Raw genomic sequence first — 15,806 nt, forward strand, 5'->3', positions numbered from 1 at the left:
CTGGCCGCGGCAGCACTCTCCTGCGTACGGCCGGCCACCGGCCCGGCGCGGTCCGTCGTCCGCACCGCAGCCGCCGGTCATGCCGGCGGCAGCGGGTACGGCATTCGTCAGGCCAGGCCGAACCGTTCGGCGTGCACTTGCCGTTGGGGAACCTTCAGGCCGCGCAGGGCGCTGAGCACGGTCGAGGTCATCGCGGGCGGGCCGCAGACGTACACGTCGCGTTCGGTCAGGTCGGGGACCAGGGCACGGAGACTGTCGGGCTCGAACGGCGTGCTCCCCTCCCCCGTGCGGCCGGTGAGCAGGTGCAGCTGACCACCGCGGTCCGCGACCAGGGCTCGTACCTCGTCGGCCAGCACGGCGTCGTTCTCGCTGCGTACCCGGTAGAGCACGACGACGTCACCCGCCGGTTCCTCCTCCAGGAGGGCTCGAACCGGCGTGATCCCCACTCCTCCGGCGATCAGCAGTGCGCCTGGCCGCGTGCGATGCACCGAGGTGAACGCCCCGTACGGCCCCTCGACGAACGCGCGGCTCCCGACCGGGACGTGCCGCAGGCCGGCACTGGTGCTGCCGACCGCCTTGGCGGTCAGGCGCAACGTGCGGCCGTCGGGTGCCGCCGACAGCGAGAACGGGTTGGCCAGCCACCAGTGGTTGTGCCCGGGAAACCGCCAGATGCAGAACTGGCCCGCCCTGGCCGGCAGCCTGTCGAGGTGGCGGCCGGTGACGTGCACCGACACCACGTCGTCCGACTCCGGTATCACCGCCGTGACCTCGAACCGGTGATAGGCGTTGCGCCACAGAGGCATCACGATCCGCCCCGTGACCAGGGAACCGAACGCGAACAGCCACAGGGCCCACCAATAGATCATCGCGGGCGTGGAGGAGCTGAAGGTCGTGGTCTCCTGCAACTGGTGGACGAAGGCCAGCCCCAGCGCCAGGTACAGCAGCACGTGCAGGCCGTGCCACGTCTCGTACCGCAGCCGCCGCCTCACCTGTCGGGCGGAGACCGCGGCGACCACGACGACGATCGCCGCGGCCAGCATCCCGAGGAGGGATGCCGGTACTCCGGCCAGCGCGAAGAACGTCTTCGTCATCGACGCGTCATCGAGCCTCGCGTAGCCGAGCACCACCAGCACGGCGTGGGTGAGGAGGGTCCACAGCAGGGTGAAGCCGACCCACCGGTGCCACACCGTCAACCGGTCCATGCCGATACGGCGGTCGAGCCACGGAAGCCGGGCCACCAGCAGCAGCTGGAACAGCATCAGCACGGCGGCGTGCAGGCCGAAGAACTTGGCGACCGTGAGCACCCCGTTCTTGCCGGTACCGGCGGTGATGAACAAAGCCTCGACGATCACCAGGTTGATGATGACAAAGGTCCACAGCGCCCACCGCGCCGCAATGACCGGAGGTATGGTGCCCTGCCGCACCCGTGTACTCGTCGCCTCCACCGCTTCCCCTCATTGTCCATGTGCCGTACCCACGCCGGGCACTGACGCCGGGTAGGTTGAGTGATTAAGTCCTTAACCACAAGCCTTCACACCGAGCAAGCGCCCCTCGCGGGCGACCTCGTAGCTGTGCAGGGCCGCGTTCGCGGAACGGCAGGCCGTGCGGCAGCGGCGCCAGCGGGTGCCTCGAAGCGGAAGCGGGAGAACGCGCGCTGCTCGAAGCCGCCCGGCGCGACCCCCTCATCACCGGCCCCGACGTCGTACAGGCCGTGGTGGTCGGCGCCGCCGAGCTGGGTGTGACGCACGTGTGACGCAGTGCGGCGTCAGCGGGAGTGACCGAGTTGGATGAGGGCCAGGTCGAGCATGTCGGCGAAGAAGTCGGCCGCGGTGGTGTCGATGCACAGCGGCGGCTTGATCTTGAGGATGTTGAGGTGGTCCCCGGTGGGCTGGACGATCACGCCGAGGTCGAGCATGCGGTCGCAGAGTTCGGCGGTCTCTTCTGTGGCGGGTTCCAGGTCGGAGCGGTCCCGGACGAGTTCGAGGCCGAGGTAGAGGCCCGAGCCGTGGACGGCGCCGATGATGCCGTAGCGGCCGGCCAGTGCCTCGAGCCGGCATTTCAGATGGCCGCCGACTCGCGCCGCGTTGCCCTGGAGGTCTTCGTCGCGCAGGGTGTCCAGGACGGTGAGGCCCACGATGCTGGAGACGGGGCTGCCGCCGGTGGAGGAGAAGAAGTAGCCCTGGTCGCGGTACCGGTCCGCGACCGCCTTGGACGTGATGACGGCGCCGAGGGGGTGCCCGTTGCCCATGGCCTTGGCGACACAGACGATGTCGGGGACGACCTGCTGCTGCTCGAAGCCCCAGAACCAGTGTCCGAGGCGGCCGTATCCGACCTGCACCTCGTCGGCGACGGCCAGGCCACCGTGACGCCGTACGGCCGCGTACACCTGGGCGAGATAGCCGTCGGGAAGGGCGACCCCTCCGGCGTTGCCGTAGAACGTCTCGCCGATGAACGCTCCCGCCGGGCGGCCGGCAGCGGCCAGTTCGTCGATCACCGCGACGGCCTCGGGTGCGTAGCGCACGGCGTCCGGCCCGCGGTGGCGGCCGCGGTAGGAGTTGGGCGAGTCCAGGGTGTGCACCCAGTCCGGGCGGGTGGCCAGGGCGTTCGGGTTGTCCTGGAGCGAGGTGGAGACCGCGTCGGAGGCGTACGTCCAGCCGTGGTACGCCTCGCGCAACGCGACGACGTCGTGCCGGCCGGAGGCCCCGATGGCCAGGCGAAGGCCCAGATCCACCGCTTCCGAACCGGAGTTGACGAGGAACACCGTGTCCAGAGGGTCGGGGAGGAGGGCGGTGAGGCGCTCGGTGAACTCCACCACGGAGGCGTAGTGGAAGCGCGAGTTGGTGTTGAGCCGCCGCGACTGCCGGGAGACCGCCTGCTCGACGCGGGGGTGGGCGTGGCCCAACGGGGTGACGTTGTTGACGATGTCGAGGTACGACCGGCCGTCGGTGGACAGCAGATGGTGGCGCCAACCACGTTCGATACGTGGGGGGTTGGCGTAGTAGTGCTCCTGCGCGGTGGCGAACGCGGCGTCACGCCGGTCGAGCAGGTCTCTCTCGCGCGTACGGTCGGAGTCGGCCGGGAGGCCGAGGAGCGGGGCGGGGTCGGCGGTGAGCGCGAGCCAGCCGGCGGCGTACTCGGGACGCACCAGGCGCGGGGCAGCGGGGCCGTCGGCGTCGCGCAGCGCAATGTGGACCGAGGCACCGGACCTGAGGTGGGTGATGTCCTCGCCCGCCCGCACCGTCGCACCGGTGGTGACCACAGGCTGGACCGCGCGGGGGAAGGACAGCGACAGCACCCGCGCGCCGCAGGTGAGTTCCACGTGGCCCGGCGCCGCGGCGAGGACCTTCCCCGCGGCGGGCGCCTGCACCACGGCATCCATGCCGAGCCAGAGGTCGATTCCGGTGGGCACCGTGGCGGTGGACACCGCCGACAGCGCCGGTGTCCGGGTGAGTCGCGCATGGGCGTACCGGGTAGCGACGGCGGCCGCTCCACCGGCGAGCGCGGAGGTCACCAGCCGGGCCTCGGTGCGGGCGTCCGTCCAGGCTCCGTGGTCCATGGAATCGGCGTCGGTGGACAGGTCGAGGAGGGTGATGTCGTCGACGGCGAGGTCCCGCAGGAGAGAGCTGACCGGCGCATCGGCCCGCGCGGTCCGGGCAGGCACGTCGGCTCTGCCGGTCGCGTCCCTGATGAGGCGGATCATCACCGGCAGGGGCAGGCAGGTGGCCTGTTCGAATATGCGCCATTCGTGGTCGAGCGCGGCCTTGGCGTAGACGTTGTCCTCGTCGACGGCGGCCTGGTGCCGCCCGCTGGCCACCAGGACGGCGGCGCGCAGGACCACGAGCGGCCACACCGCATCGGCTTCCTCTGAGGAGAGGGGCCGAACGGCGTGGAAGGCGCGGACGGCAGGCAGCACGTGGTGAGGCTCGATACCGTCGTGGTGAAGCATCGAGGACAGTGACACGGCGAGTTCGCCTACCGCCCAGCTCGTGGTCACGTCACCGAAGTCGATGACCCCGTCCGGCAGGGGCGGACGGCTGTCGGGACAGCGGATCAGATTGTCGTCGGTGAGGTCCAGGTGCACGGCCTGCGACGGCAGCGTGGCGGCGAGCTTGTGGACCTGTGCCCAGGCCTCGGCGGTCGCGGTCCGGACGGCGGTGCGCCGGTCGGGTTCGTCGATGTGCCCGGCGAGCTTGGCGACGACGCGATCGGCGTGCTGCGGGTCCCACTGGAGCACGCGGTCGAGGCCCGGGTGCCGGAAGTCGCGCAGGGCGGTGCTGACCTTTCCGGCGATCGTGCCCATGCCCGCCACGGTGCCGGGAGACAGGTGGCGTGGTCCCGAGAGGGTGCCGCCGGGCAGGTGGCGCAGCAGGCGCGCGACGGCCGGACCGTTCCCGGTGTCCACCGTCGTGCGCCGCGGTGAGCCGTCGGGGCGGCGCAGGACCGTGGCGATGCGCAGTTCGGGGCGGGCCGAGGCGATCAGGTCGGCTGCCGCGTCCTGGGCGTCGATCTCCACCGTGCCGAAGGCGGGGTTGGCGATCTTCAGAATCGCCGAGGGCGTCCCGTCGTCGGCGTGCAGCAGGAAGTTGGCGTCCTGCTGGCTGCCCAGCGCCTGCGCGCGAGCAGCGATGCCGAGGTGTTCGGCAGCGATGAGCTCGGCCTCGGCCGGCGCCATGCGGGGTGCGGGAAGAGCGCCCTCGGTGAAGAAGTCGATCGTGCGGTGCTCGTCGGGCAGCATGCGGGGTTCCTCGGCTGGTGCGGGCGAACAGGGCTCGGACTCTCGGCTGCCTCAGTCGACGTGCCACAGGAAGCGGTGGGTGTGAATCGCGAAGTAGGGGAAGTTCTCCACGGATGCGACACCCTCGACGGGCCGCACGACGTCGTTGATGAAGTCCAGAAGATCCCGAGGCTGAGGGCACACCACCTCCGCGAACAGGTCGAAGCCGCCGGCCGTCAGGACCGTGTACACGACTTCGTCGTGCCGGGACAGCTCGTCGGCGACCGCCCGGGCATCGCCGTCGACGCGCAGGCCGAGGAGTGCCATCGTCTGCCGGCCCATGGTCATCGGGTCGGTCACTCCGACGACCTGGACCGCCTTGGTGTCGATCAGCCGCTGCAGCCGGAGCCTCGCGGCCGAGGGCGACAACCCCACCTTCGGACCCAGATCGGCGTAGGGGATCCGGCCGTCGACCTGCAGCTCCCGCAGGATGGCCTGGTCGATGTCGTCCATGCAGCACCTCTCTCCTGCGTGAACGGCAGGCGTTGCGCTTGTTTCATGCACGATGCCCGACCTATGTGCTCGATTCAAGTGTAAAGGCGATGGAATCGAGCGGATCATGTGTGCGGGTTCCCGCGCGGGAGCTGCCCGAGGGGCTGGTCCTGGACAATCGGCACTGCCGACTCGCCTTCGACTGGGACACCGCTGGTACGCACCAAGCGCTACAGGGTCAACCGCAGTGCTGCGTACGACCTGGACGTGGACTCAGGAGTTCGCGAGGAGGCTGTCAACCAGGAACTCCCGTACGTGGCACATGACTTGCGCCCGGTCCGTGCCCCGCAGCCCGATCGCCACATGCTCGGCGTGCTCGGGACCCGGCAGCAGCGCGCCCGGCGCCCGCTCACCGAGACTCCCGCCGATCGGGTCGCTCACGACCGCGAACCGGAGCCGCAGACCGCGGGCGCGGCGGGCGCGGGCCGGCTCGGCGGCTCCGAAGAGCAGCAGCCGGTCACGCTCCGCGGGAGTCAGTCGCATGCCGCGGGCACCTCCTCGCTTTGCTCACCTGGCCGGCTCGTCGTCGAGGCGGAACCTCGGGTCGCCCGGGACGGACGCGAGAAGTTGAGCGGTGTACGGGTGGTTCGGCTCGACGAAGGTGGCTCCGGTCGGGCCGAGCTCGACGAGGTCCCCGTGCAGCAGGACCGCGACCGTGTCGCTGACGTGCCGGACGACGGCCAGGTCATGTGAGATGAAAAGCATCGTCAGCGAGAGCCGGCGGCGCAGATCGGCGAGCAGGTTGAGGATCTCCGCCTGGGTCGTCAGGTCGAGGGCCGAGGTGATCTCGTCGGCGATGACGAACCGCGGACGCGGTGCGAGGGCCCGTGCGATCGCCAGCCGCTGCCGCTGGCCTCCGGAGAACTCGTGCGGATAGCGGTCCATGGTGTCCGGGTCGAGGCTCACCTGGCTGAGCAGTTCGGCGATCCGGGCCCGGACCGGTTTCACCCTGGCCCGGATCGGATCGAGTGCCTCGGCGAGCGACTGCGCGACGGTGCGCCGCGGGTCGAACGAGGAATACGGGTCCTGCGGGATCATCTGGACCGTCGCGGCTCCCGCCCGTCCGCGCGAGGTGCGCAGCGGGGCGCCGTCCACGAGGATCCGACCGCTCGACGGCCTGTGGACGCCGACGAGTGTCCGCGCGAGCGTCGTCTTGCCCGACCCGGACTCGCCGACGAGGGCGAGGGTGGTGCCCCGGGGGATGTCGAACGAGACTTCCTTGAGCACCCTGCGGGCCGCGGCGCCGTGGCCGAGTTCGACGGTGAGGCCCTCGACGCGGAGCAGCGGGTCGGCCGCCCACCGGTCCGGTGCGGTGGCTGTGGCGGACATCAGCGGCTCCCTTCCGCGGCCGGGGGGCGGTCCGCGGCTCTGTCGGAAAGGTCGTCCGAGGGCGCCCCGCTCGGCTGCGCCGAAGGCGCGTCGGCCGTCCACCGGACGGCGGTGAGGGTTCCGCCGGCCTCGACCGCGGCGGGCGTCGCCGCGAGCAGCGCGCGGGTGTACGAGTGGGTGGCCTTCCCCCGGCGCAGGTCGCCGCCCGTCGTCCGGTCGACGACCCGGCCGCCGTGGAGCACCAGGACGGTGTCACAGAGCACGCCGACCACGCCGATGTCGTGCGAGATGAACAGCATCGCCGTGCCGTGCTCGCGGTTGATGCGCCGGAACTGGCGCAGCACCTCCGCCTGGACGGTGACATCGAGTGCCGTCGTCGGCTCGTCGGCGATGAGCAGCCGCGGTTTCGTCGTCATCGCGGAGGCGATCGAGGCGCGCTGGAGCATGCCGCCGCTCAACTCGTGCGGGTGCTGGCTCAGCCGCCGGTCCGGCTCGGTGACGTGGATGTCGGCCAGGGCGCGGACCATGTCCTGCGCGGCCCGGCGCCGGGACGTCCCCAGATGCACCCTGGCCACCTCGGTGAGCTGGGTGCCGAGCCTCAGCGCGGGGTTGAACGTGCCGATCGGGTCCTGGTAGACGATGCCGATCTCGGTCGCAAGGCGTCGCTCCGGCGGTGTTCCGAGCAGGTCGAGGTCGCCGAGGGCAAGGCGCGACGCGTTCGCCCGCACGCCCTCGGGGAGCAGGCCCGCGACCGCCATGGCGATGGTGGACTTGCCCGAGCCCGACTCCCCGACGAGGCCGACGATCTGGCCGGCTCCGATGGTGAACGACACGTCGTCGACGAGTGTCCGGTCGCCGGCGCGCACGGTCAGCCCGGCGACGGTCAGCAGGCCGTCCTGCTCCGCGCCGGCCGCTGCCCCCGCACCGCCCGACGCCAAAGACGCCTGTGCCGCGCCGTCCTGTGCCGGGCCGGCCTGTGCCGGGCCGTCCTGCGCCGCGCCGGCCGCTGCCCCCTCACCGCCCGACGCCAAAGACGCCTGCGCCGCGCCGTCCTGCACCGCGCCGTCCTGCACCGCGCCGTCCTGCACCGCGCCGTCCTGCGCCGCGCCGGCCTGCGCCGCGCCGGCCGGTCCCGCCGCGTCCGCCGTCTTGGCCGGTGCGGGCGCCGTGCCGCGGGTTCGCGGGTCGACGAGTGAGGCCACGCCGTCTCCGAGGAGCATGGCGCCCACACCGGTGACGATGAGCATGATCGACGGGGCGAGGACGACCGACGGCTGGGCGAAGATCGACGGCAGCGCCTCGTTGAGCAACCGGCCCCAGTCGTACTGCGGGTTCTGCACACCGAGGCCGACGAACGACAGACTGCTGATGTCGAGCAGGGACAGGGTGAAGCTGGAACCGAGGAGCACCAGCAGCGGCCCGCTGATGTTCGGCAGGACGTGCCGGCCCAGGATGCGCAGGCCGGGGACGCCGAGCAGGCGCGCGGTGAGGACGTAGTCCTTGTCCGCGACGGTCGCGGCGAGATTCGCCGTCAACCGCGCGAACCCGGGGACGCCGGCGACGGCGATCGCGACGATCGCGGGCCCCATGCCCGGCCCGAGCACCGCCGCGATGACGAGGGCGAGGACGAGCGAGGGGAAGGCCACCGCCGAGTCGATGAGCCGCAGACAGGTCTCGCGCAGCCACCTGGGTGCGAGGTGGACCAGCGCCCCGATCGCGACGCCGACGACGAACGAGGCGGCGGTGGCGGCGGCGGCCATGAGCAGGGTGAGCCGGGTCGCGACGAGCGCCCGGGCGAGGACGTCACGGCCGAAGGCGTCGGTGCCGAGGAAATGCTCGGCACCGGGCCCCAGCCGGGCGTCGTCGGTGAGGGTCTCGGCGGAGCCGCTCAGCAGCAGCGGGGCTACGAGGGCGACGACGAGGAGCAGTCCGAGGATCACCGCGCCGGACAGCAGCGACGGGTCGCGGCGCCATCGGCGCACGGTCGCGTCAGTGGCCACGACGACCTCCCTCGAGCGTGCGCGGGTCGACGATCCCGAGGACGACGTCCACGAGGAGGTTGACGAGGAGGGCGAGCATGCCGACGACGAGGATGATGCCCTGGATCACCGGATAGTCCTTGTAGATGATCGCCTGGACGACCTCGGTGCCGAGCCCTGGGTAGGTGAAGACGTTCTCCAGGATGATCGTCCCGCCGAGCAGGGACGTCAGGACGAGACCGCTCAGGGTGAGGACACTCGTCACGAGGTTGGGCAGCGCGTGGCGGAGATGGAGACGCACGGATCCCAGGCGGTGGCCGCGCGCGGTCCTCATGTAGTCCTGGGCGAGTACCGAGGCCGTCTCCTGCCGGACGACCCGGGCGATGGCGAAGGCCGGGCCGATGCAGAGCGCGGCGATCGGCAGGACGAGCGCGCTCGGTGTCGTGGCGCCGCCGGACGGCAGCAGCCCGAGGCTGATCGAGAACAGGACGATGAGGAGGGTCGCGACGACGTAGACCGGCGCCGACGCCAGGAGTCCGGCGACCGTGCCGAAGCCGACGCCGAGCCGGCGGCGGCGTCCGTCACGGGTGAGGACACCGACGGCCATGCCCAGCGGGACGGCGATGACCAGGGAGAGCAGGACGGCCGGGATGACGAGCTGGACGGTGTACGGCAACCGGGTCGCGACGATGTCCGAGACCGGGGTGTCGAACCGGAACGAGGTGCCGAGCCGTCCGGACACGATGTCGCCGAGGTAGTGGACGAACCGCGTCGCCATCGGCTCGTCGAGGCCGAGTCGTTCGCGTATCGCCGCGAGCGTGGCCGGGGACGAGTTGGTGCCGGCGATCGCGCGGGCCGGGTCCCCGGGCAGCAGGGGCACGATGAGGAACGTCACGAGGACGAGCAGCAGCATGGACATCAGCAGCCCGCCCGCCCGGCGGACGGCGAACCCGGCCCAGCCCCCGCCCAGCCGCAGCCGCAGCCGCAGCCGGGGAACGCGCCGGACGGGTGCGGCAGGCAGCGGCCCGGTCGTGGCGGCGGGCCCGGCGCTCACAGCGCCGCCCCCGTGAGCGCCGCGTCGTCCGGATGCCGTTCATACCAGCGGAACCGCGGTTCGAGCTGGGCGGACAGGCGCAGCAGCGTCGCCTCGTCGTAGGGCGCGCCGACGAGTTGCGCACCGACCGGCAGTCCGCCCGCGGTCGTGTGGACGGGCAGCGAGATGGCGGGCAGCCCGGCGATGTTGACGAACGCGGTGAACGAGACCATTCGCGTTTCGGTGGCCCGCGGGCCGTCCGGGTCGGAGTTCGCCTCGTCGTACACGGGGCCGACCGGTGGCGCCACGACCGCCGTGGTCGGGGTGAGGAGAACGTCGAAGTCCTTGCCCCACTGGGTGACCACCTCGCGTGACTCGGCCTGCAGGAGCGCCGCCGTCCGGGCGTAGTCGCCCGCGGTGACCTCGAGGGCGGTTTCCCGGCGGCGCCGGATGTAGGGGTCCACCGCGTCGGGGTCGTCGACCTCGATGGCGTAGGTGGAGGCACTGATGATCGTCCAGGTGAAGCCCATGATCGCCTCGTACGAGAACATCTTCGGGCGGGCCTCGACGACGTCGTGTCCCAGGTCGCGCAGTGCCCGCGCGGCCGTCAGAGCCGCCGTGCGGCACTCCTCGTCGACCGGCAGCCCGGTCGGCGCGTCGAGGAGCAGGCCGATCCGCAGCCGCCCGGGATCGGCACCCACCTCCTCGACGTACGGGCGACCCGGTTCGGGCGCGCTGTACCAGGCGAGCCGGTCGGCACGGCCCATGACGTCGAGCATGAGGGCCGCGTCGCGCACGGTGCGGGTGATCGCGCCTTCGGTCGTCGAGTGTTCCCAGCCACGGACGAACGCGGGCACGCGTCCCCGGCTCGGCTTGAGGCCCACGAGACCGGTGACGGACGCCGGGACCCGGATCGATCCCCCGCCGTCCGAGGCGTGTGCCACCGGGGCGAGCCCGGCCGCGACGGCCGCCGACGCACCGCCGCTCGACCCGCCGGAGGTGTGCGCCGGGTTCCACGGGTTGCGCGTCTTGCCGTGCCGGGCGTTCTCGGAGACGGTCAGAGCACCGAACTCCGGCGAGTTCGTCCGGCCGAGGGGGATCGCACCGGCATCGAGGAGGAGCTGGATGTCGGGGTCCGTGATCGTCCGCGGGATGTCCCGGATCGCCAGTGAGGACATCGTGTTGGGTTGTCCCGCGACGGAGTTGAGGTCCTTGATGGGGACGGGGACGCCGTGCAGCGGGCCGAGCGGATCACCGCGCAGCACCGCCTGCTCGGCCCGGACGGCCGCCGCGCGCACGGCGTCGGCGTCGAGCCAGACGACGGCGTTGACGACGGGGTTGATCCGCTCGATGCGGTCGAGGTAGGTGTCGGCCACCTCCACCGGGCTGACCTCCTTCGCGCGCACGAGGTCGGCGATCTGCTGGGCGGTGCTGAATGGGTCGATCACCAGGGGACTCCTGTCGGAAAGGTGCGGGGGTCTCGGTGCGGGGCGCCGCGACAGCGCGGGGATTCTCCGTGCCGGACGGTCGGGTCCGGCCTCGGGGGGGTCCGCGCCGTGCGGGCGGCCGGTCCGTCAGCCGGTGATGCGCAGGATGGGGTCGTCGAGCGAGCCGCCGAGCATCTGTGCGCTGAACCCCTTGCGCAGCGCGTAGATGAACGGGTCGTTGACCAGCGGCACCGCGTCCGCCCGTGAGATCAGGGTCTTGGCGGCCTTCTGGTAGGCGGTGCAGCGGGCCTTGTCGGTCGTCGCCTCGGCGCCCTGGGCGAAGGCCTTGTTCAGCACGGGGTTCTTCACCGCGCCGAGGTTGCCGCCGCCTTCGGGGACGGTCGGTCCCACGAAGTGGCCGAGCGGGTTGGCGAGGCTGCCGAGGAAGTTGAGGTCGGCGAAGACCGTGAGGTCCCAGGCGTCGGGCTTGCCGAACACGGTGCCGACCCAGGCCCCGACGTCGACGTTGGCGAGGGTGACGTCCGCACCCGCGGCCCGCAGCGCCTCCTGGATGTACTGGTTTCCGGCGCCGGCGGGCCCGACGACCTGGGGGCCGACGAGCCGGATCTTCTTGCCTTTGAGCACGGAGGCCGCCGCGGCTTTGTCCGTCGGCACGAGGAAGGAGGAGCCAGGGTCGTTGCAGGGGGTGCCCTTCTGCACGAACATCGTCGACGGCTCGCCGGTGTTCTTCGAGACGACCTTGGTGAAGGCGGCGCGGTTGACGGCCTGGGCGACCGCCCGGCGGGTGTCGGCGTCCGCGAAGACCGTGCCGGGTCGTTCGTTGAAGAGCAGGTAGAAGTCGGAGAACCGGCTGATGCTCACGCTGTGGCCGTCCACGCCGTCGAAGCGCGGGATGCCCGAGGCGTCGATCTTGCCGATGTCGAGCTGGCCGCTGGTGACGAGGTTGCCGGTCGCCGTCGGGTCGGGCGAGACCAGGTAGTCCAGGGTCGTGGCGACCTTGCCGGGTATCTTCGTGCGCCAGGCCGGCCATGCCTTGTACTCCGGGCGGAGCGTGTAGGAGTACGAGACGCCGGACTGGGACTTCTGAAGCAGGTACGGGCCGGACTGCGAGCCCGTGGCTCTACCGGCGGCAAGGGCCTTGAGGTCCTTGAGTCCCGCCGGGCAGACGACGCCCGTGCTCGCGATCGACAGGCCGGTGACCATGTCGCCCCACGGCCTGGCCAGCGTGATCTTCACGGTGTGCGCCGCGTCGTCGGCGGTCACTCTCACCGTGTTGCCGGGGCCGAATACCGTGGGGAGATCGGGCGCCGCCGTCTTCGGGTCGACGTAGCGGTCGAGGGACGCCTTGACGACCGCCGGCGTGATCGGCGTCCCGTCGGCGCACGTGGCGTCGGTGCGCAGGGTGAACGTGGCTGAGGTCGGCGTGTTCCTCCACTTGGTGGCCAGCCCGCCGACGAGCCCGCCGTCGTCCTTGCGCACGAGGGTGTCGTAACTGTCCCGGGCGAGCAGGTAGTCCGGCAGGGACAAGGCCTTGGCCGGGTCGAAGCTCGCCGGCACGTCGATCGTCGTCCGGATCTTCGTCACGGTCGCGGCACCGCCGCTGCCCGGGTCCGAGGACGTCGCTCCCGTGGTGGTGCAGCCGGCGAGCACGGCCGTCATGGCGACGGCTGCGGTCACAGGGACCGCGCGGGTACGGGTCTGGCGCATGGGTGCTCCTGAAGAGGGATGTAGGGCTCTGCGCGGGTCGCACGGGATCGGGCGGGACGAGCGCGAGCGGTTCAGGCCGGAGGCGGTGCGCGCGGCCCTCGGTGGGCGCCGCGTAGGAGCGAGCCGTGGAGCACTCGGTGGGGAGAGGATGCAGCCAAGTGAACGACGTAGTCAATAGCATTCACTATCTTTGTGCGCACCGCCCCGCAGGGACGTTGCAGGGCGGTAGCCGTGAAGCCTGGCGGAGGGCGCGCGTCAGTCGCGCGGGAGCGTCGCCGCCTCCGCCTCGAGGGCCGTGAGGAGGATGTCCGTCTGCCGGCGGAAGACGTCGGTCATGTCGATGCTGCGCAGGTGTTCCTTCGCCGCCTCGGCGTAGGGGTACGCGGCAGGATCCGCCGGCTGGTACTCCTGCACCCAGTTCACCTCGGCGCCGAACCGCTGGTTGACGAGCCGCCAGGCGTTGTTGCTCGCCATGGCGAGGATGAAGTTCGAGAACGCCTGGTAGTGCAGGACGGCCTCCCGGCCGCGCCAGCCGCCGCGGTGGAACGCTTCCAGAACGGCGTCGACGGCGCGCAACTCGTGAGCGCCTCGGGTGACTCTCCCCATGCAGAGCGCGGCGGCGGCCGGGTGGTCCAGCGCGGTGTTCCAGGCACGGATCGCCAGGTCACGCAGCGACTCGGTCCACGACTCGTGCGGCTCGTACTCCTCGAGGGAGATCCTGTCGAGCTCCTCGGCGACGGCGACCATGATGTGGTCGCGACTCGCGAAGTGCCGGTAGACCGCGGTCGCGGAGGCGGACAGCTCCTTGCCGAGTCGCTGGAAGGTCAGCGCGTCCGGCCCGTCTTCGTCGAGGATCCGCAGCGCGGCCCCCACGATGAGCCCCTGGGAGAGGGTTCCCCGTTGGAGCCGCTTCGTCGACCGGCCCCCGGCAACTGCCACTCGAACGCCTCCCTCGGACGGACGGCGAGCGCACGCTGCCGCAGCCTGCGCCTCCTTGCCGGCGACAATGAGACCAGCCTAAGCGACTGGTTTTGAGCGGATCATCCTGGGCCCGGCCACCGGGGCGGCCATGTCCCCCACCTGTTCCCTGCGGTCACGGTCTCCACACGGACCGCGGCGGCGCATACACAGGCGCATACACATCCGAGGCGTCAAAGATCTCCGGACGGTGTCACCGACAGCCGGTCCGGCACCTCCTCCTGCCCGCGCTCGGCGCGGTGGCCATCCTGGTCCCGCTGTACTACCTCGCCAAGCCGGGCCGGCCCGCGCCGTACAACTGGTTCCCCCTATGCGGCGGTCGTCGCCCTGCTCGCCGCCGTCGGCTACGCGGCCCTCCTGGTCCGCCGCGACCCGGCCCTGGCCGAACGCGTCGGCTCCATCGTCGCCGACGCGGACTGAGTCCCCGGTGTCAGGTCCAGGGCGCCACGATGACGAAGGAGCGGTCGGCCCGGTACGCGGCCGTGTCCTCGGAAGGGTCGAGCCACAGCTGGAGGTCGTCGCGGTGGCGGAGGTAGCGGCCGGGGTAGTTGTACGACTCCAGGGAGACCGAACCGGCCGTGGAACCGGAACGGGGGCAGAAGGTGGCGTCCTTCTGGAAGATGGCGGATCCGTCGTTGGTGTCCAGCCGGATGCGGAAGGCGTAGTGCCGCAGATACCTGCCCGTGGCGTCCCTGAGTGAAGAGCAGCGGCGGTCGGCCAGGCCGGGAACGAAGGTGAAGGTGGCCGCCTGCCGGGTGGCCGCGGAGCTGGTGGCGCCGACCGTGCCCAGGATGCCGAGTCGGCCGGACTGGCTCACGTAGTCGCCGGGGTGGTCGACCGACCGTAGGGCGTGCCGCCCCGAAAACCGCGCCTCAGCCGTCGTCGCCGGATCTGCTGTCGGCGTCGGCGTCGATGTCGGCATCGGCGTCGGTGCCCGTGAGGCGGACGTTCTCGGGGACGGCGGCACGGACGAGGCGGCGGGCGACAGCGGGGCCGCGACGGCGGGCCGCGGAGCCGGCTCGTGCGCTCCCGTGGCGGTGTACCAGGCCACTCCGGCAGCCACGAGCGTGACGGCACCCGCGGCTGCCATCGCCGCGGGCTTGGCGGACAGCCTGCCGATCGTGCGCGCCGTACGGCTTGCACCGCTCGCCGTGCGCGTGCCCGCGCCGACGGTCACCCCGGTCGAGTCCACCCCCAGCGCCCTGGTCAGTACCAGGCCGGCCAGGCCGACCGGCACCGGCACCAGCGCGAGGTCCGCCAGCAGCCCCTCCGCCGGTATCAGGTCGGACGAGCTCAACAGGCACTGCGGACAGTCGCGGACATGGCGCGCCAGCCGCTTGCGCCACAGCCCCGACGGCCGCCCGTCCCACGAGGCGAGCACGGCGGCCAGGTCCGGGCAGCGCGGTGAGGCCGTCACGGCTCGTACGACGGCACGCGCCGTCTCCAGCCGTTCCTTGACCCGCTGGATTCGGACCGCGGCATGCTGCGGTGTGAGGCCGCAGGCCGCCGACAGCTCCTCGCGAGTCAGTTCACCGGCGCTCTCCATCCACCACAGCGCGAGTACCTCGCGTTCCTCGTCCTCCAGCCAGCGGGTCGCCTCCACCGCTTCACGCCGCTGACCCGACAGCGCAAGCCGAAGGATCGCCAGGTCGGAGAAGTCGGCCTGCGGGTCCGGGTCGTGACCGTTCTCCTCCAAGGGGTCCGCAGTGAGCCAGGTGCGCCCTCTGCGCCACCGGTCACGGATCTGTCGCACGGTGATCGCGACGAGCCAGGACCGGAACCGATCCGGCTGCTCCAGTCCGGGCAACCCGTCCAGGACCCGCATCATCGTCTCCTGGACCACGTCGTCGACGTCGCTGTGCCCGTCCAGCGCCCGCCCGACGATGTTGTAGACCAACGGCAGACAGTCCCGTATCAGCTGTTCCGAGGCCTGCCGGTCCCCGGCCCGTGCGGCCATGACGACGGCGACGTCCGGCCGTTCCTGCATGTCCCGCGAGCGCACCCCGCCCCACCTGTCCCGTCGCCTCGCCGATGTGTCGCGGGCGACAGTGTGCCAGGAGCGAATC

10 protein-coding genes and 2 pseudogenes are annotated in these 15,806 nt (G+C 71.7%); 1 reads left to right on the forward strand and 11 read right to left on the reverse strand.

All coding sequences use genetic code 11. The features are described 5' to 3' along the window. Positions 1-107 precede the first annotated feature (107 nt). The 10 genes and pseudogenes from AB0959_RS07115 to AB0959_RS07160 all read right to left on the reverse strand — a co-directional run bounded on the left by AB0959_RS07115 (position 108) and on the right by AB0959_RS07160 (position 13,701). Positions 108-1,424 carry a ferredoxin reductase family protein gene (locus AB0959_RS07115; RefSeq protein WP_366825486.1) on the reverse strand — a complete coding sequence of 439 codons (1,317 nt, stop codon included), beginning with the start codon at positions 1,422-1,424 and terminating at the stop codon, positions 108-110. Positions 1,425-1,765: 341 nt separating this feature from the next. Further along, positions 1,766-4,735: an aminotransferase gene (locus AB0959_RS07120; RefSeq protein ID WP_366825294.1), complete on the reverse strand. Its 2,970-nt coding sequence runs from the start codon at positions 4,733-4,735 to the stop codon at positions 1,766-1,768. A gap of 51 nt (positions 4,736-4,786) precedes the next feature. Then, positions 4,787-5,227 (reverse strand): Lrp/AsnC family transcriptional regulator, encoded by a 441-nt coding sequence (locus tag AB0959_RS07125; protein ID WP_366825295.1) that lies wholly within the window; start codon positions 5,225-5,227, stop codon positions 4,787-4,789. 345 nt (positions 5,228-5,572) lie between these two features. Beyond that, a pseudogene (locus AB0959_RS07130) lies at positions 5,573-5,749 on the reverse strand (urease subunit gamma); the annotation flags it as partial. A 24-nt stretch (positions 5,750-5,773) separates the two neighbouring features. Beyond that, positions 5,774-6,595, reverse strand: a complete 822-nt coding sequence (locus AB0959_RS07135; protein ID WP_366825296.1) for an ABC transporter ATP-binding protein — start codon at positions 6,593-6,595, stop codon at positions 5,774-5,776. Beyond that, on the reverse strand, positions 6,595-8,595 hold the full coding sequence (locus AB0959_RS07140) for a dipeptide/oligopeptide/nickel ABC transporter permease/ATP-binding protein (protein WP_366825297.1): 2,001 nt from the start codon (positions 8,593-8,595) through the stop codon (positions 6,595-6,597). Before AB0959_RS07140 ends, AB0959_RS07135 begins: the two co-directional genes overlap by 1 nt. After that, positions 8,585-9,628 (reverse strand): ABC transporter permease, encoded by a 1,044-nt coding sequence (locus AB0959_RS07145; protein WP_366825298.1) that lies wholly within the window; start codon positions 9,626-9,628, stop codon positions 8,585-8,587. The genes AB0959_RS07140 and AB0959_RS07145 overlap by 11 nt, the downstream gene beginning before the upstream one ends. Beyond that, the gene (locus AB0959_RS07150; protein WP_366825299.1) at positions 9,625-11,055 is read right to left on the reverse strand and encodes an amidase; all 1,431 of its coding nucleotides are present in this window, start codon (positions 11,053-11,055) and stop codon (positions 9,625-9,627) included. The genes AB0959_RS07145 and AB0959_RS07150 overlap by 4 nt, the downstream gene beginning before the upstream one ends. A 126-nt stretch (positions 11,056-11,181) precedes the next feature. Further along, entirely contained in the window at positions 11,182-12,762 is a 1,581-nt protein-coding gene (locus tag AB0959_RS07155) for an ABC transporter substrate-binding protein (protein ID WP_366825301.1), read from the reverse strand. A 255-nt stretch (positions 12,763-13,017) separates the two neighbouring features. Further along, on the reverse strand, positions 13,018-13,701 hold the full coding sequence (locus AB0959_RS07160) for a helix-turn-helix domain-containing protein (protein ID WP_366825302.1): 684 nt from the start codon (positions 13,699-13,701) through the stop codon (positions 13,018-13,020). Between the two features lie 245 nt (positions 13,702-13,946). Between AB0959_RS07160 and AB0959_RS07165 the strand changes: the two are divergent. After that, positions 13,947-14,160: pseudogene (locus AB0959_RS07165) on the forward strand (APC family permease); the annotation flags it as partial. A 10-nt stretch (positions 14,161-14,170) separates the two neighbouring features. On the opposite strand, the gene AB0959_RS07170 reads toward AB0959_RS07165, so the two are convergent. After that, positions 14,171-15,742 carry a sigma-70 family RNA polymerase sigma factor gene (locus tag AB0959_RS07170; protein ID WP_366825303.1) on the reverse strand — a complete coding sequence of 524 codons (1,572 nt, stop codon included), beginning with the start codon at positions 15,740-15,742 and terminating at the stop codon, positions 14,171-14,173. Positions 15,743-15,806: the final 64 nt, after the last annotated feature.

This window comes from Streptomyces sp. NPDC046862 (assembly GCF_040704615.1).
Taxonomy (GTDB): domain Bacteria; phylum Actinomycetota; class Actinomycetes; order Streptomycetales; family Streptomycetaceae; genus Streptomyces.